This window comes from Lactobacillus sp. OTU4228, assembly GCF_001006945.1.
GTDB classification, from domain to species: domain Bacteria; phylum Bacillota; class Bacilli; order Lactobacillales; family Lactobacillaceae; genus Lactobacillus; species Lactobacillus amylovorus.
On record NZ_CDLD01000038.1, the window covers coordinates 1 to 18,200 of the forward strand.

Genomic DNA, 18,200 nt, shown 5'->3' on the forward strand with positions numbered 1-18,200 from the left:
AAAAACGCTTAAGCTTAGGGTAGTTCAATCTAGTCAGACTCTTTTCTATTAATATGTTTACAAGTCGAGTCTAACAAGATTGGACTTTTTTTGTTAACTAAAACGATTTAACTAGCACCACGCGTATTACATATAAAAAGTTTATCATGCATTTTTACTAACTAAAAGTACAAATCGATGTGTTTTATTTGCAAACGCTTTATAATAAATTATGTGACTTGAAGAATAAAAATTTATGAATGGGGGAAACACTTTGTCTAGATATCAGTCAATCAATCCATATACCAATGAAGAATTTGCTAGTTATGATAATCCAACTGCTAAGCAAATCGAAGATTCCATCAACTTAGCCTATGCACTTTATAAAAAGTGGCGTCATGAAACGCCTGAAAGTCGTGCAAAAATTTTACACGACGTTGCCGATGCTTTGCATGAACATGAAGATGAATTAGCTAAAATGATGACCCTTGAAATGGGTAAACTTTTACGCGAATCAAGAGAAGAAGTTGAATTATGTGCTTCAATCTGTGATTACTATGCTAAAAATGGTCCAGTAATGCTTAAGCCTACCCCATTAAATACCGGCTTAGGTAACGCCTACTACTTGAAGCAATCAACTGGTGTCATCATGGCTTGTGAACCATGGAACTTCCCACTTTACCAAGTTATTCGTGTCTTTGCACCTAACTTCATCGTGGGTAACCCAGTTTTGCTTAAACATGCTCATAACGTTCCAGGTTCTGCCGCACTCACCGCTAAGATCATCAAACGTGCTGGTGCTCCTGAAGGCAGTTTAATCAACCTTTACCCAAGCTATGATCAATTAGGCGATATTATTGCCGATCCACGCATCCAAGGCGTTGCATTAACTGGTTCTGAACGTGGCGGTTCTGCTGTTGCTGAAGCTGCTGGTAAAAACTTGAAGAAGTCAACGATGGAGCTTGGTGGTAACGATGCCTTTATCGTTTTGGATGACGCAGATCCACAACTACTCCGTAACGTTTTAGGGGATGCTAGAACTTATAACGATGGTCAAGTATGTACTTCATCTAAGCGCATCATCGTTGAAAAGTCCCGTTACGACGAAGTATTGCACGAATTGAAGAACGTCTTCTCAAGCTTGAAGGCTGGTGATCCACTTGAAGACGACACCACTTTGCCACCAATGAACTCCGAAAGAGCTAAGGAAAAGCTTGAAGCTCAAGTAAAGAAAGCCACTGACGCAGGTGCTAAGGTCTTCTACCAATACCCAGAAATTGACTCTAAGGGTGCCTTCTTTAGACCAATCGTTTTGACCAATATTGACAAGGACAACCCAATCTTCGATGAAGAATTGTTTGGCCCTGTTGCCGAAGTCTTCGTGGTTAACGATGACGATGACGCTATTCAATTGGCAAACGATTCAAGCTATGGCTTGGGTTCATCAGTAATCAGCAGCGATATCGAACGTGCACAAAAGATTGCCGCTCAAATCGAAACTGGAATGACGGTCATCAACGGTCGCTGGATCACTTCTGGTGAATTGCCATTTGGTGGTGTGAAGAAGTCAGGCTATGGTTGTGAATTAAGCGAACTTGGTATGATGGCATTTGTTAACGAACACTTAGTTATCGACGTTACTAAAAATAATCAATAGTTAATTACTTTAACTGTATAAAAAGAAAAAGATTGGCTAAAAACCAATCTTTTTTACTTGCGCCATTTCTTTACTACGTCGTCGACCATTTGCACGCATGAACCAACATAACGGGCTGGATCAAGCATTTCTCTTAAAGTAGCCTCATCGACATCCTTGGTTACTCGCTCGTCAGCTAAAAGCACATCAAGAAAATCAATGCCGTCGTTAAACGCTTTTTGCGCATCCTCGTAAATGACTTCGTGGGCGTTTTGTCGACCGATGTAACGGCCAAGATCGAGCATCACGCGTTCTGAAACGATCAGTCCATGCGTCATGTTCAAATTGCGTTTGATGTTATCTTCATGAACGATCATTTGATCCATTACTTGGCTCATCATTTTAATGGCGGCACTAAAGACTAAGCACATTTCTGACAAGTACATCCATTCAGTTTGCCAGAAGGACATGTCGCGTTCGTGCTCTTGCACCATTGCTTCAAGGCCTAAGTTGGCATTATTTTTAACCAAACGGACATTAGCATAGATGTTTTCGCAGATCATTGGATTCCGCTTCTGTGGCATCGTGCTGGAACCAACCTTGCCCATTTGGAATCCTTCTTCGACCTCTTCGATTTCGGTTCTTTGCAGGTTAATGATTTCGTTAGCCATCTTGCCAATCGTGCTTGCAGCAATCGCAATATCGCTGGAGAAGTTAGCCAAGCGATCTCTTGAAACGTGCCAGGTAATCGTTGGAATAGCTAAACCGAGATTTTTACAAAAATCATTTCTAACGGCAATGCCTTTATCAAAAAGAGAAGCCAAGGTTCCGGCTGCCCCACCGAAGTTGCCAGCAAAGTAAGTCTTGCGATCATGTTGCAGTCTTTCGAGATCGCGACCCAGTTCGTCTGCCCAAATGGCAAACTTATAACCCAAGGTAATTGGGACGGCGTGCTGAGCATGCGTTCTACCAGCCTCTGGCAGAGCCTTGTATTTTTCGGCTTTGTCTAAAACTTGATTTAATAAGTGCTCTAATTGTTTTTCTAAAATGTCTTGGGCATTTCTTAATTGCAAAATCATCCCTGTGTCGGTGATGTCTTGCGTGGTGGCGCCCCAGTGAATGTAGCCGCCGGCTTCGGGTGAGCAAAGCTGGGTAAAAGCACGAATCTGTGGCATTAGGGGATGCGAGGTCTTTTTAAAACCTTCACGCACATAATCCATATCGATGTCTTCGGCGTGTGCTTTTTGGGCGATTTCTTCGGCGGCACTTTCTGGGATAACGCCGTTCTTTGCTTCGGCCTGGGCTAAAGCTACCCAGCAATCGAGCCAACTTTGAATTTGAGCGCGTCCGCTAAATACGGCGCGCATTTCTTTTGTACTGTATTGATCTTTGAATAATTCTGAATTAATTAATGATGATGCCATTGTTTTCCCTTCATTTTTCTACTAACTATCTTCATTAAAACGCTAGTTTTCACAGCAGACAATTTTGTGAACGGCCTTTTGATTAATAAAATTAATGATTAAGGGCAACAAATTCACTGTTTTTCCACAGATAAAAATATTTTTTATAAGTTATTTTTATAAAAGGAGAAAATTTAACTATACTAAGTAAAACGAGGGATAAAAATGAACATCAAGGATCTAGAATATTATCAAAAATTAGTTGCAACGCACAGCTATACTAAAACAGCAGAATTCTTCAACTTGAGCCAGCCTTCTATTTCAGCGGCTGTTAAGCGATTATCTAAAGAGTTCAGAACTACACTAATTACTCAGAAAACGCCGCGAGGAAGATTCTCTACGACCGCAGCAGTGAAATCTTGAATCTATTTGAAATGACGAAAAATGAGGTAGCGGAGGCAAATTATCCACAGTTGCGTGGGGGTGTGTCGCCGATTGTGGGTAAAGTTTATTTAGCCAAAATATTGACTGAACTTGATCAAGAAAACTTGAACCACAATATTGAAATTACTGAGGCAGGTTCTAATGATTTGAGTGCCAAATTGAAAAATGGTGAAATCGATATTGCGCTGCTCAATTCGCTGAGCCCGATCAACAATAACCACTATCAAAGCAAACTATTGCGAACTAATTCGGTTAAGTTGATCGTCAGCCAGCAGCATCACCACTCAAGTTAATATTTGCACGTGCACGTGAGTTACCAGCTAATTGTTCTGGTGATTTAGAGCGTTGATCACCGTTAGGATCACCATATTGTGAGTTAGCAAATGATGTACCAGTACCAGAAGCAAAGTTAGAAGCATCAGTGTTGGCACGACGATCCTTGCCTTGTGCCCATTGATCTGAAGCCGGCATCCAAGAAGTTTGTACTTGATCAACATCAAAGGATAATACTGCACTACTCTTAACTTGACAAAGTAGATCACGTGTTATGGCATTACCAGTGAAAGTTTGACCATTGATAGTTACTAAGGTTGCAACATACTGTGTCTTATCAGGATTTAAAGTGTATGTGACTGATGAAACATCTTTATATTGATGAGTGTCCTTATTATAAGCTTGATTTGTAAACTTAATCAGATCAAGCTTTGGTGCTGCAACAATCTCCATAGCGTTGGCACTACCATCATTAGTCTTGTGAGTGTCAAACGTACCTATTCTGAATGAACTCTGAGTATTTTGACCATAAACCCAGATATTATTGTCGTCATCGTGCTTAACACCAGTAATGGTTACAGGAGCATAAGCCTTTTCTGAAGTACCATCTCCATAAGTTACTAGTACTGGGATGACATAAGTACCTGCTTCAACAGAGGTAGTTGGTGCTAAAGTAATCGTACCATCAGTGGCAGCACCAGTTGCCCATTCAGGTGTGCCAGTCATCGACTTAAATTTTGCACTGCTACCATGGTCCACTGGGTTACCTTGGTTACCATCTGCAGTTGACCAAGTTGCTGGATCATCTACACTAGAACCTTGAGTAACAGTCTTTTCACCATATTCCGGTTGATATTTATTAGCATCCTCTTTCTGAGTTGAACTTGATTGCTCTACATTCACATCATTTTGTGTAGTATCAGCAGCTCTAACAGTTTGGCCTTGATCCATTCCCATAAAGAAAAAGCCAATTAAAACGGATGCTGCCCCTACAGAAAACTTACGAATTGAGAAGCGCTCTTTACGAGGCTCCATTTTTCTTAATCTTTCTTTGAAATTATTTTTGGATAACATCTTCCTATCCTCCCTATTAGTCCTAACAATTGTCAGTATATGCGGTGTAGAGGGCTTTGTAGGCGTTAAAATAACACATATTTTGCAAAAAGTGCTATTCCTGTAGAGGTTTCAGCTATTTTTATATTCAAAGTTTTTTTAGTGTCATTTTAAAAAATTGAAATAATTTTATTTTTTTAAAATCTGGCAATTTGCTATTGTAACATCCCTAAAATCTATGTAATGGTTCGATAAATAAGATATCAAAGTCTTAAAAAAGAGCACCGTAGTTTTTAGGTGCTTTTTTATTGCAAAACAAAGACACAGCCTGACGTGTGTCAAACTGTGCTTCAAAAAGTATTATTGATTATCTTTGTGCTTAAAAATGTTGAATCCTGAAAGACCTGTGGTTAAAACACTGGCTAATAGCAAGAAGTATGCAGAAGTTCCAATTGAAACAGCATATGAAATCAACTGACTAGTAATCTGTGCCACAACACCATTTGATGCATGGACTGAACTAGACATCATATAAACGATGTAAATCAAGAAGATCGTTTCAATTAGTGACAAAATAAATGCCAAAATCTGACTACTTTTCGTATTCTTCAAAACGTTGTAAATGATGAAGATTGGGAACATCAACAGAAGTAGCCATACAATGTACAAAATAAGCGCTTGAAGTGAATTGGTTGATAAAAGTCGACCAGCCAAACTAAAGATCACATTCGAAATGGACATCTTTTGTGTATAACTTACAGCCGAAACGGAAGCACCAGAGTCGGTGAATAAAACGATCAAACTGATCAAAGCCGTCAAGATTACAGATAGTTGAATATAGCTATAACGGTGACTGCGTTGCTTTTTAATCTCTCTAACTTGGCTTTCTACCTTAGGGTGCTTCTCCGCAAATTCCTTACTGCGTGTTCTCACCTTATCTTCACGTTCATCAACGCGGTTAAATATATTCGAACCTACCTGATTAATCTTTTCCGTTAATCGCTTATCAGCAGTATATTGCTCAACTTTATCTTTCCGATCGCAGACGATGAAGAGCCAGACCATCAAAGCTAGGAAGCAAATCCAACCAGCTGCTCTAGAAAAACTCATCAGTATCAGTAAAAAGACGCCCAGCAAAAAGACGATGGTTGCATTCTGTCTAATCCAGGCAATCATTCTTTGTACAGTGGAATTTTGCTTTTCTGGATAAAATTCTTCGCGGTATGCGGCACGGCTAGCTATCTTCTTTCCTTCATCGGGTTGTTCATACTTAGCCTGCTTGTGTTGATCCGTGAAAAAGTCATCACGATACTTTTTCAGGTTGAAGCCGCAGTTTGGACAGATGTCATCTGTATCACTAATCTCGTGTCCGCAGTTTGGGCATGTAGTCATATTCAAAAGTCCCTTCTTTTTTGTATTATTATACCATGCTTATACAAGCAAAAAGACGAGAGCAAAAAAAGAGCGGTCCTACGACATCATAGGACTGCTCTTTATCTTTTTAACTAATTATTGTTAGTTCTATTTCTCTTAAAGTACTTACTGAAATCAATACCTTCATAAGTTAACTTAACTGCAGCTGATAAGGTAATTGGCAAAATGAATACCAAGATTAACAAACCAACGTCCACAGTCAAGGCAACTTCGATCAAGGTTGGAATGCCTGATGGAATGAGGGCTGCGAAAGTACCACCCAAGATGATTGCGGCTGAGATAACAACCGTACCAATGATGGCACATGCCTTCAAGATTCTTGAACTTGGAGTAGTAAAGCCCTCTTCTTTAAGCTCGTTGTAACGAGTCATGAGGAAGATACTGTAGTCAACACCTAAGGCAATCAACATGATAAAGCTGAAGAATGGTGTATTCCAAGTAAGCATGCTTCTGCCAAGAACTACCTTAACAATCCATTGGTTGATTGAAAGTGAGCAGAGGTAAGCAATAAGCAAAGTACCAAGAATGTAAACAGGTTGAAGAAGTGAACGAGTTACGAACATCAAAGCAATACCGATACCAATTAACATGATTGCGGCAGTTCTGATGAAGTCGCCACTAGCAACTGACTTAGTATCCTTGATCTTTGAACTTTGACCACCCATAGCAACAGTTGCATTCTTCAAAGCAGTACCTTGGAAGGTCTTCTTAGCCATTGCGCTCAATTCTTGTGATTCGTCAGTAGCTTCAGTTGCACTTGGGTTTGAGTTGAAGACAACGATAATTTGAGCTGACTTCTTGTCAGGGCTGAGGTATACATCCATTGACTTCTTGAACATTTCATTCTTCAAGAATTCCTTTGGAATGTAGAAGGTATCTGCGGCAGCAGATGAACCTAAGCCTCTAAGGTAAGCTTCACCTTGACCCAAACCACTGTTGACAGTATCAATACCAGTAGTAAGTTGTGGAACTCTAGAAGCTAACTTGCCAGCACCACTTGCAAGTTGACCGGCACCGCTGTTAAGTTGGCCGACACCTGAGATAAGTTGTGGAGCTTGGCTAGCTAATTGACCAACACCGTTGTTAAGTTGACCAGCACCGTTAGCTAAAGTACCAAGACCAGTGTTAAGAGTACCTGCACCGTTGGCAAGAGTACCTAAGCCTGATTGAAGTTGACCTGCACCACTGTTAAGTTGGCCAACTCCAGCGTTAAGACGACCTGCACCACTTGCAAGACTGCCAAGACCAGTACTCAAGCGACCTGCACCACTGTTAAGAGCAGCAGCACCTGAGTTAAGCTTGTTTGCACCGGCAACACCTGCACTAGCAGCTGATTGAACTTGACTTAAGCCTGAGCTTAATTGGTTCAAAGCAGTTGCGGCACCCGGAAGTGCTTGGTTTGAAGCTTGAGCTAACTTAGCTACTTGAGCTTGAAGAGTTGATAATTGTTGAAGTGATGAAGTTAAAGAGCTTAAAGTATTAGGATCAATACCTGCTGAAGCTGAACCACCTTGACTACCAACTGCATTATAAGCAGCTTGAGTAGCAGCAGCAGTAACTGCACTTTGATCAATTGTTGCCTTTACATTTTGCTTGGCTAATTGTTCTTTTATATTTTGAACAGCTGCACTAACTGCTGCATTCGAAGCTGTTTCTGCAGCCTTCTTTGCTTGAGCTTGTGCTTCTCTAGCCTTTGATTGAAGACCATTTAATTGTTCAGTTAAGCCTTTAATTTGAGCAACATCTATACCACCAACAGCTTGATTCAATTGTTGAATACCGCTATTAATTTGTGGCAAAGCAGTTTGCAATGCAGCAAGTTGTTGCTTGTTTGATCCACTCAATTGGTTAGAAAGTTGTGTACTCAATTGTTGCAATTGGTTAGCCATTTGTTGGGTACCATTTTGCAAGGTCTTGGTACCAGCTTGTAAACTGTTAGCACCATTTTGCAACTTGTTAGCACCGCTTTGTAAGCTGCTTGCACCACTTTGAAGTGCGTGAGTACCACTAGCCAAACGACCTGCACCAGTTTCAAGACGAGTAGCACCACTAACTAATTGATTTGAACCGTTTTGTAAACGAACGGCACCACTTTGTAATTGTTGCGCACCATTTTGCAAACGACTAGTGCCACCAACTAATTGTTGGGCACCACTTTGAAGACGACCCGTACCATCTTGAAGTTGATCAGCACCGTCTCTTAATCTGTTAGCACCGTTTGCTACTTTATTAGCACCTTTGCTTAACTTACCTAAACCGGAACGAGCTTGATCTACCCCATCGTTAACAGTGTTCAATTGATTGTTTACATAAAGCATATCAATTGGTTGACCGTAAGGTTGGGTTACAGATGTTGCAAATGAAACGTCTTTTGATTGTTGAAGTTGTCTGGTCAATTGATCAATCAACTTCAAGTTTTCTTCGTTATCTAATCTATGTTTACTTTGGATGTACAAGTATGATGGCTCAGCCATACCCTTTGAGAAGTGCTTTTGAACTACCAATAAACCTTGCTTAGATGGAACTGAATCAGCAATTTCATCAGTATCGTCGTAATTCAAGTGGCCTGAGTACATCAACATAAATGGAACTGTAACCACGGCTAAAACAGCCAAGTAAATGATTGGGTGTTTCAAAGTTGAAGCTGAAATTCCATGCCAAAGCTTATCATCACTTTCGCCAGTGAACTTCTTAACTGGCCAGAACATCTTCTTACCAAGAACAGCCATAAAGAATGGGTTGAGTGTTAAAAGTACTACCAGAAGTACGGCAACACCAACGGCAACACCAACAGCTGATCTGTAAATAGAGAATTTAGCCAAACTTAAAGCTGTAAAACCGATTAAGATAGATGAACCTGAGTAAAGGATGGTCTTACCAGCGTTACGAAGCGCATCGTGCATCGCCTTGTACTTGTCCATCCCTTTCCCCAGATCCTCTTTAAACTTGTCATACAGCAGGATGTTGTAGTCGGTACCGATACCAAATAGCACGATAACCATGAACACCTGAGTAAAGTTTGAGAATGGGAAATTAGCATGTTCTACTAAGTTCGTAACAATTGAGAAGGAAGTAAGGAATGATACACCAACAGTCAATAATGAAATTAATGGCACAATTGGTGACTTAAATACGATAATTAAGACGATAAAGATGAAGACAACTGTAATTGCCTCAGTCTTCTTAATTCCCTCCTGAATTGAAGCAGAGAAGTCATGTTGCAAAACGTCAGCACCAGTTACATAAGTGCGAAGGCCTTGCGTTTTAACATCCCTATTCATTTGGTTATAAACTTGTTCAACCGTACGGCCCTTCTTAGATACGTTGAATTGTGCTACCCAAGTCGTACCGTCCTTTGATTGAAGCTTCTTTCTAGTAGCAATATTGGAATCAGGAAGCAACGTGTCCTTAATTCCGTACTTACTTTTATCATTAGTAAACTTGTCAAGCGTATTGTTGATAGCTTGTTTATCAGCATCAGTCAGCTTGCCATGTTCCTTGTTAAAAACAAGTGCTATCGCATAGGTGTTTTTCTTCTTTGCACCCCAGTTGTTTTCAATTGATTGTGCGACGTTGCTTTCAACATTGCTTGGCAATGTAATATCTGAGTGAGCGTTAGTTAGCTCAGTGATATTAGGCAAAGCAACAACGGAAATAATCAATATCAAAACCCATGCAATTAAAGAAAAAACATGATTTTTCAGAAATTTCTGCACTTTCCTATTTCCTCCCTAGTTTTTGTAAATCAGGCTCTGGTTCTACGAGACGCAGAATCATTTCGTGATAATTACGATTAGATTCATCCTTAGTTTCATCAACAAAAGAAGATGAATTGTCTAAAAACACATAACCCAATACAGCACCAATTAAAGCATGGAATGAAATGACACTCTCTTTTCTAAAATTAAGCTTTTCACCTAATTTTATTAGATTAAAAATCTCCTGACTAATCTCAGCATCCTTTGGATATTCGTTCAAATGATACACGATACTGGACAAAGCCCGATCACTCAACAAAAAGTCACGCACCGTGTCCGCAAACTTAAGCAAGGCCCCCTTACCGGAGATCCCAATCAAATCATCCATTAACTTGTGCCGTAAGATCTTCACTTGTCTTGCACCAATTAAGGATAATAACTGCTTTCGGCCTGAAACATAGTGATAAAGTGATTGCGAGCGAACATCTAATGACTTAGCCAAAGCTGGCATCGTCATCTTATCTAAGCCATTCTCACAAATCAGCTCAGTTGCCTGATCGATGATCTTGTCCAGATCAAGATTTCTTTTTTGTGTCATTCTCATCCCTCCTTCTCCTAGCATAATATATCACTACAAAGTGAAGAATACAATCTACATAGTGTAAATAATGCAAAAAAATAATAAGGCGAAACGCCTTATTATTTATGCCTATTTATTTTCTTTTACTAAACCAATTATTAACTTGTTTGCCTAGCTTATTAAAGTTCTTATTGTTGCTGCCCCAAACAGACATGCTGTAAGCATGGCCGTTGCCTTGGACGATTGCTGTCGCAAAATCATCATCACCGATCGCATAAACGCCGCCGCTGATGCCGTTCACCATGCTTGGCAAAGGACGTGAGCTAGCAATTGTGCTAAGCACACGACTAGCATGTTGCCGGTTAAGCACTCTACCTTGGTAAAGACCGACCATCGTCTTAGTCAAATCGTTAGCAGTCGTCTTACCATATGAATCACCGTTAAAGTTCTTGGCGATCGACGTTTGCGTTGCACCCATTCTCTTAGCTACAGAGTCAACATTATTTACGCCAACTTTTCTAAGCAAAGCGTTTGATGCAGTCTTATTGCCTTTAAGCATCCCTTCACGCAAGTAAGCAATGCCATAAGCCATATTAACCTGGAACATCTTATCGCCCTTGGCCTTGTCTGACTTCTTAATCTTAATCGCGGTTCTAGAATTAATCTTACCGTTTTGTTCTTGTTCATATAGCGCAATAAGCAAGAACAGCTTCATCGCCTTTTTAGCATCATGTGCTTTTTGCGTATTAGCGACTACGGCATAACGGCTAGAATTGGTCAAATCTTGGACGGCAACTTGGTAGCTGTCATCAACGCCCATCGTCTTCTTAATGATCTTAACCAGCTTCTTGTTGCTACCGCTCTTAGCCTTAACGTGGTTGGTATATTCAATTGAGTTAACCTTAGGTTCCTTCAGCGTCTTGACCTTTGGTTCCTTGGCTTTTTTCGTCTTATTAACCTTGCTGGTTGTTGGTCCCACAACCTTTAATTTGGCGTTATCCACGCGTTTTAAGTTAGTCGTGTACAAAAGAAAGGCCACCAAGGTCGTAATAATTGCACCTATTAATACTTTATGTTTCATTTATTTGCCTCAATCTTAGAAGAAATGGTGTCGCTTCATCAGAATTACTAGCCAGATCATCAAAACCGCCATCAATAGGATAATCAAAATCCAGTCAAACGAGGTTTTCAAGATTGGCAAAGAAACGTTCATCCCATAGAACCCAGTCAAAATAGTTGGAATCGTCAAAACCAATGACCACACAGTTAAGAACTGCATCGTGTCGTTCAGGTTATTGTTCATCATGTTGTTGGATGTTGCTGACAAAGTCTTCGTAACTTGTTGTGAAATCCTAACCATTTCTGCTGACTGGCTTGATTCAATTAACACGTCATCGAGTCGTTCTTTAGCTTCCTTAGTGAAGTTCAATTTACTGTGGTCCAAGCTGTGCAACATGATCAGATCAGTTTGAATAGAACTGGACAAATAAACCAAACTTTTTTCAATATTAGAAAGCTCGACCAAATCCTTGTTGTTAATGTTATCAGACAATTTTTGATCCAAGCTGTTACGCTCAACATCAAGCTGCGTAACGGCACGCTGGAAATATTGTGAAGAGTAAAGAAAGAACAGCATCAACAGTTCCGTTACATCCTTTGCTTCAGATAATCTTTCCCGCATATGTTCGTCGTTGAATTCGTCAAAAACATAACTGGTTGATTCGGTATGGAAAGTGAAGACATTTTCACCGACAACCAAGAATGTAATTGGGTGGGAAGTGAAGTGCTTAATCGTATTGGTGGGCCAGATTGGTACATCATAAACTAGCAAGTGACTCTTGGTATGCAAGTCATAGTCGTAGCGAGGACGTTCGTGACGGTCGGAAATATATGAAATAATATCCGGCGTAAAATTGAACTCACTTTGCAACTTATCGCTGTCTTCCTCGCTTAAATTGTTGATGTCGTACCATTTATATTTTGTTTCCACCGGGAAATTTTGTTGTCTTATCAACTGGCTCACCTCTGCATTTTTATTTACCTATAAATGTTACCATTTTTCCATAAAAAAAGCAGACCCAGCACGGTCTGCTTTTAACATTAATTGCTATTTAGTTTTATTGCTTCCAAGCAGCATCAAACTTTTGCTTACCAGCGTTAATTTGGCTGTTAACATTTTGACCCTTTTGTGCTGCGGACAAAATGTTTTGCATAATGCTGTTCAATTGTTGGTATGCAGCATTTGAGTTCTTTGAAACAGGAACACTGTACAAGTGCTTCATTGAGTCTTCAAGTTTAGCAGGAAGCTTGGTGCTCTTGTTGTTCTTGTATTCGCTTGAAGTTACAACGCTTTCGTTAACTGGAATGTAACCAGTAGCGTTAGCCCACTTAAGTTGACTTGACTTAGATACCAAGAACTTAATGTACTTAAATGCGGCTGCCTTTTGATCAGCAGTTGCGTGGTTGAACATGTAAATGTCAGTACCTTGTTGCATAGTGTACTTGCCAGGACGTGGAGCAACGTCGTAAGTGAACTTGTTGCCTACACCTTGCTTAACGAAACCTTCACCTGCTGAAGTACCGATGAACATAGCAACTTTTTCGTTAGCAAATGGACCTGAAAGGTAGTGTTCTGAACCAGCCACTCTGAAGTAACCCTTCTTGATACCATCTGCGTAGTAGTTAATAACTTTCTTTGAAGCAGCACCACTGAAGTTAACCTTGTCTGAGAAGTTAACACCTTCGTTCTTCAAGCCAAGAGTGTAGTAGTTCGAAAGTGAGTCAAAACCAGCACCTACAACCTTGTGGTTACTCTTCTTGTAAATAGTTTCTGACACTTGCTTAAGTTCTTCCATAGTGGTTGGAACTTTCTTAATGCCATACTTCTTGAACATGTCAGCGTTGTAAGTCAAAGTTTCGATTGACTTGTTAAATGGAATACCATATTGGGTACCCTTGATCTTAGCACCGTCAAGAAGTTCGGTTCTAATACCAGATGCCTTAGCGCTACCCCAACCAACATTCTTGTTGTTGATGTATGGAGTCATGTTTACAAGCATCTTGTTTTGTGCAGCATTCCAAAGCCAGCCTGGATATGCTTGGGTAATAGTTGGCAAGTTGTTTGGTGATTGCAAAGTTGAGTTGATCTTAGCTTGCAAATCATTGTAAGTACCTTGGTTTTCCAACTTAACGTTAATCTTAGGGTTCTTCTTTTCGAATTCGTTAGTCAATTGCTTCAAAGTAGAACCTTGTACACCAGGCATAGCGTTCCAAAAGACAACTGTAGTCTTCTTAGTAATCTTTGATGGAATCTTTTCTGATGAACTTGATGAAGAGTTGCTACCGCCATTTGAACAAGCAGCAGTTCCTACTAAGGCTAAAGCAGCAACGGCAGCCATAGCAAGTTTCTTACTAAACTTCATTTGGATAAATCCTCCTAAAAAATAAAGCTAAACAACAATAATCTTTAATTTTACTAAAGCGTGGCTGTTTGACCACGTTTAGGTAAAATACGTTCTCCAAATGGATTCTCTTCCAGCTCCGGATGCAATGTGTGCACCGGTACCAAAATAGCTGGCTGAATCCCACCAATTATTTCTTTGAGTTCTTTTTCATCGGCGTGGCCTGAGCAACGCAATGCAATGAACTCAATTTTATTTTTAGCGAATTGCTCTACAAATGGCTTGTAGGTAGGGTCGAAGTCACCCAATGGCTCGGCATTTGAATGGATGTAAAGACCGCCCATTTGAAGCTTATCATAATCGCTTACAGCTTGCCATAAGTATTTATGATTATCCGCCAAAAGCTCGTCGTAGCTGACTTCAAGCTCTGGATTCAAATCAGAATACTTCTTGTCTTCTGGCAAGTAGTAATATGGATAATCTTCGTTAAGACTGTCCTTAATCAAATGCGCACGCTTAGCATGCAAAACCACCTTACGTGGAGAATCAGAAACAATTCTAAGCAAACGCTCCACGTTAGTTGGGTAAGTGTTAAAGGTGATTTGGCGATCAGGGTTGGCGTTTTGCAAGCGCACGATTTCTTCAGTTAACTCCACTTCGTTCTTAGGACCAGTGAATTCTTCGCTGTTTTCATCGTGCTTTTCTTCTGGCCAAGAAACGCCAGTACCTTCAATGATCAACATATCGCTACCTTTGGCCGCTTGCATGAAGGCACGAACCAAATCTGGGTGGTAGCCATGCAAACGAATATCACCAGTGTAGGCGATTTGCTTGTCCGGTGTCTTAACTAGTAAGCCAGTTGCACCGTAAGCATCGTGGTCACTAGGATATATTTCCAGGGTAATATCTCCCACCTTGATCGGCTTCTTATACTCAGCCGCAATGATTGGACGAGTGTAGTTCTTCTCGTGCCCAGCGGCTGGTAAAAGAAAGTCGCCATTTTCATTCAAAGCAGGAAGTAAATGAGCAGTAATTGGACCTGCATAAAGTGGAATTTCAGGTGCAAGCAAGTTTAGGACCTTGCTGTGGTCCAAGTGTAAGTGTGAAATGTAAGCTGCAGAGTGTTCCCAGCGTTCAGTATCGATTGGCTTGCCCGTAATTTTTGGATCGTAAAAATCAGGCACATCCCCAATCAACTGATTTTTAATCAAAGTTTGGTAACTTTCATCTGGCAGCTTTAACTCAGGACGATATACTTCGCCTAAGTCAAACAGAACGTGTGACTTGTTATAAGCCACTTCGATCATTGGTCCACCAATTGTGGTTAAACCGTTATAAAAGGTAACGGTTGTTTTATCCTTTAAGGTCATTACGTACTACTCCTCGAATAATTTGCTTTCTAAAGATGAAGTATAAGATCAAGATTGGCAAAACGGTTAATGTAGCAGCTGCTAATTGCAATTGCGTTTCACTACCTGCATCTGAGGCAAATGAAGTTAAACCGTTGTTCAACAGTCTCATGCTGTCTTCATTGGTTACCAATAATGGCCATAGGAATGAATTCCAACCTGAAATGAAGCTCAAAAGCGCCACAGTGAACAAACCACCTTTAGACATTGGTACCAAAATTCTCCAGATGTATTCCCAGTCGCTAGCCCCGTCAATCATCGCAGCCTTGTAGATGGTTTGTGAGATTGAGCCGAAGTAGCTTTGTAAGTAGTACATGTAGAAAATTGAAGTCAAGAATGGTAATACCAAACCGATGTAGGTGTTAAGTAAGCCCATTCTGGCAATGGTGTTGTAGTTAGTGAAGATGATTGCTTCACCTGGCACCATCAAGAGTGACAAAAGAACGACTTGTACAACGCCCTTACCCTTGAACTTCAAGTTAACCATGGCAAAAGCACCAAGAAGTGCGTTAAACAAACTTACGATAGTCGTTACACTAGCCGTAATAAAGGTGTTTAAGAAGTAACGAGCAAATGGTGCTTGGGCAAAGACCTTAGCATAGTTTGACCATTCAAAGTGCTTAGGAATTAATGTTGGCGGAATCGTTGTCGTTTCTCTAAAACTCATTAGTCCGCCCAAAATCATGTAAACGAATGGAAAGACAGTAATAATCGCAAAGATTGCTAAAACGATGTAAGCAACCAAAGCACCCCAACGAATCTTCTTCATTTTTTACCGTCCCCCAATCTTTTTCATCATCTTACGTTGTAAGAAGGTTACGAACATAATGATGAGGAATAAAATTACCGTTGCGGCCATCGCTACACCTGGCGTACCTACAATTTGAAATTTGTTATAAATGTAGAACACTGCCGTTGTAGCTGAGTTTCCGACACCTGCTTGTCCGTTGAACAATGCATATACGGAAGTATAAATCTTGAATGCCGCAATAATGTTCATCGTCAATAAGAAGGCGATCGTTGGTACAAGTTGTGGCATAGTAATACGCCAGAACTTTTCAGTACCGGTTGCGCCGTACATATCGGCAATAGTGTAGTAGTTTGGATCAATGTTACGAAGAGCACCCATCAAGATAACGATGTTAAAGGCAAGTGATGTCCAAACACCAAAGATAATGATGGTTGTCAGTGACATTGATGGATCATCAATCCAGTTAGGAGCTGGCAAATGAAGTGCTCTTAATAGGAAGTTAAGCATCCCGTATTCACCATTAAAGATGTAACGGAACACGATACCAATCGCAATAGTTGAAGTAACGTAAGGCATAAAGAAAGTCGTTTCAAAGAATGACTTGTGCTTTACCTTACTGAAAATAAACCATGCGAGCATGATTGAAATAGCTAATGCTACAGGCACCGAAATTAGCGCATAAAGAATGGTGTTTCTAATTGCGCGCCAAAATTCGGGATCACTAAAGATGTATTGATAGTTGCTAAAGCCAGTCCAGTTCAAATTGATTAATGGACCGCTTTGGAAACTCATCACAAATGCCCGTAAAATTGGGTAAATACTAAAGAAAGTAACAAAGATAATTGTTGGCGCTAAAAAGAGCCAAGCTTTCTTTTGATTGCTCTTCATTAGTAGACACGCTCTCCTTCCTTAGTAAAGAGGAATACGCGATCTAGGCGCATCTTTAAGTTAACGGTGTTTCCCCTCTTAATTGGGGTTTCAAGATCAACAAGTGAACGAGCTTGAACGCCATCATGAGTAAATTTTAAAATACATTCACGGCCGATTAATTCAACATCGTCGATCTTAGCCGAAACGTGACCACTATCAGCTGGCAAAATATTTTCAGGGCGAACAGATAATGTGTATTCGCCATCAGTTAAATCATGTTTGAAACGACTTTGTTCTAAGTCATCTACGTTGATTTCAAAGTCCGAGCCGGTAATCTTGCCGTCTTTAACAGTAACTTTGAAATTATCAATTACAGGGTTACCAACGAAATTAGCAACGAAGTAGTTATTTGGTTCAAGATAGAAGTTTTGACCCATATCGTCTTGTTGGATCACACCATTGTTGAAGAGGATGATTTTATCACCAATGGATAAAGCTTCTTCTTGGTCGTGGGTAACGAATAAAGTAGTGATGCCCACTTTTTTAACCAAGTTACGGATTTCTTCACGAATCTTCAAACGAAGACGTGCATCAAGGTTACTCAAAGGTTCGTCCATGAGCAAGATCTTAGGTTGTTGCACCAAGGCACGAGCGATTGCGACACGCTGTTGTTGACCACCTGACAAGTTACCTGGCTTTTGGTCGGCAAGTTCGGTGATTTGCGTGGTTTCCATGTACTTTTCCGCAATCTCCTTAGCCTTATCTTTAGGCATTTTTTGCTTGCCCACAGTTAAAGGAAACATAACATTTTGAAGGACTGTCATGTGTGGGTATAAAGCATAGTTCTGGAAAACGTAGCCAATTTGACGATCTTTAGGTGCTACGTTAACGACAGACTTGCCATCAAAAAGAATATCGCCACTGGTTGGGTTAAGTAAACCAGCAAGCATGTTCAAAATGGTTGTCTTACCACAACCTGAAGGTCCAAGTAAACAAACAAGGTCGCCTTTCTTAACTGAGAAGCTAACGTCCTTGATTGCTTCGTGACCATTGTCGTAAACCTTTTTAAGGTTCTTTACTTCAACAAATTTATCATCATTCATAAGTTTCACACACCACTATATATTGATTTAAGTTTATAAATTTATCTATTAATTTTAAGCTAAAAAGACACAAAAAACAAATAATTCAGTAAAAAAATTCGTGGTTTCTCAGTGTTGGTGAAATAAACCTCTCTCAGTATTCGCGTTTTATTTGTATTCAAGCCTT

Annotated in this window: 15 protein-coding genes; 3 read left to right on the top strand and 12 right to left on the bottom strand. The window is 40.2% G+C overall.

Translation table 11 applies throughout. The features are described 5' to 3' along the window. The first annotated feature begins 253 nt into the window (after positions 1-253). The gene (locus tag BN1206_RS07630) at positions 254-1,636 is read left to right on the top strand and encodes an NAD-dependent succinate-semialdehyde dehydrogenase (protein WP_052543250.1); all 1,383 of its coding nucleotides are present in this window, start codon (positions 254-256) and stop codon (positions 1,634-1,636) included. Positions 1,637-1,689: 53 nt separating this feature from the next. Here BN1206_RS07630 and purB read toward each other — a convergent pair whose 3' ends face one another. Continuing rightward, on the bottom strand, positions 1,690-3,039 hold the full coding sequence (purB, locus tag BN1206_RS07635; RefSeq protein WP_052543172.1) for an adenylosuccinate lyase: 1,350 nt from the start codon (positions 3,037-3,039) through the stop codon (positions 1,690-1,692). A gap of 204 nt (positions 3,040-3,243) precedes the next feature. Between purB and BN1206_RS07640 the strand changes: the two genes are divergently transcribed. Then, the gene (locus BN1206_RS07640) at positions 3,244-3,441 is read left to right on the top strand and encodes a helix-turn-helix domain-containing protein (RefSeq protein ID WP_013438518.1); all 198 of its coding nucleotides are present in this window, start codon (positions 3,244-3,246) and stop codon (positions 3,439-3,441) included. An 11-nt stretch (positions 3,442-3,452) separates the two neighbouring features. After that, on the top strand, positions 3,453-3,755 hold the full coding sequence (locus BN1206_RS07645; RefSeq protein ID WP_231575998.1) for a LysR substrate-binding domain-containing protein: 303 nt from the start codon (positions 3,453-3,455) through the stop codon (positions 3,753-3,755). On the opposite strand, the gene BN1206_RS07650 is transcribed toward BN1206_RS07645, so the two are convergent. The 11 genes from BN1206_RS07650 to BN1206_RS07700 form a co-directional block, all read right to left on the bottom strand. Next, positions 3,727-4,809, bottom strand: coding sequence for a YSIRK-type signal peptide-containing protein (locus BN1206_RS07650; RefSeq protein WP_052543173.1), 1,083 nt, complete (start codon positions 4,807-4,809; stop codon positions 3,727-3,729). The genes BN1206_RS07645 and BN1206_RS07650 overlap by 29 nt on opposite strands. Positions 4,810-5,148: 339 nt before the next feature. Continuing rightward, a complete protein-coding gene (locus BN1206_RS07655; RefSeq protein WP_052543174.1) occupies positions 5,149-6,180 on the bottom strand; it encodes a zinc ribbon domain-containing protein in 1,032 nt (343 codons plus the stop codon). A gap of 113 nt (positions 6,181-6,293) precedes the next feature. Continuing rightward, positions 6,294-9,938 carry an MMPL family transporter gene (locus BN1206_RS07660; RefSeq protein WP_052543175.1) on the bottom strand — a complete coding sequence of 1,215 codons (3,645 nt, stop codon included), beginning with the start codon at positions 9,936-9,938 and terminating at the stop codon, positions 6,294-6,296. Positions 9,939-9,942: 4 nt separating this feature from the next. Next, a complete protein-coding gene (locus tag BN1206_RS07665; RefSeq protein WP_013438523.1) occupies positions 9,943-10,518 on the bottom strand; it encodes a TetR/AcrR family transcriptional regulator in 576 nt (191 codons plus the stop codon). A gap of 115 nt (positions 10,519-10,633) precedes the next feature. Further along, the gene (locus BN1206_RS07670; protein WP_013642376.1) at positions 10,634-11,581 is read right to left on the bottom strand and encodes a serine hydrolase; all 948 of its coding nucleotides are present in this window, start codon (positions 11,579-11,581) and stop codon (positions 10,634-10,636) included. Positions 11,582-11,596: 15 nt separating this feature from the next. Then, positions 11,597-12,514, bottom strand: a complete 918-nt coding sequence (locus tag BN1206_RS07675; protein WP_013642377.1) for a magnesium transporter CorA family protein — start codon at positions 12,512-12,514, stop codon at positions 11,597-11,599. A 103-nt stretch (positions 12,515-12,617) separates the two neighbouring features. After that, positions 12,618-13,922, bottom strand: a complete 1,305-nt coding sequence (locus BN1206_RS07680; protein ID WP_013438526.1) for an extracellular solute-binding protein — start codon at positions 13,920-13,922, stop codon at positions 12,618-12,620. 53 nt (positions 13,923-13,975) lie between these two features. Then, positions 13,976-15,271 (bottom strand): MBL fold metallo-hydrolase, encoded by a 1,296-nt coding sequence (locus tag BN1206_RS07685; RefSeq protein WP_013438527.1) that lies wholly within the window; start codon positions 15,269-15,271, stop codon positions 13,976-13,978. Next, a complete protein-coding gene (locus tag BN1206_RS07690) occupies positions 15,255-16,079 on the bottom strand; it encodes a carbohydrate ABC transporter permease (protein WP_013438528.1) in 825 nt (274 codons plus the stop codon). Before BN1206_RS07690 ends, BN1206_RS07685 begins: the two co-directional genes overlap by 17 nt. Positions 16,080-16,082: 3 nt before the next feature. Further along, a complete protein-coding gene (locus tag BN1206_RS07695) occupies positions 16,083-16,949 on the bottom strand; it encodes a carbohydrate ABC transporter permease (RefSeq protein WP_013438529.1) in 867 nt (288 codons plus the stop codon). Beyond that, positions 16,949-18,034, bottom strand: coding sequence for an ABC transporter ATP-binding protein (locus tag BN1206_RS07700; RefSeq protein ID WP_052543176.1), 1,086 nt, complete (start codon positions 18,032-18,034; stop codon positions 16,949-16,951). The genes BN1206_RS07695 and BN1206_RS07700 overlap by 1 nt, the downstream gene beginning before the upstream one ends. Positions 18,035-18,200 lie beyond the last annotated feature (166 nt).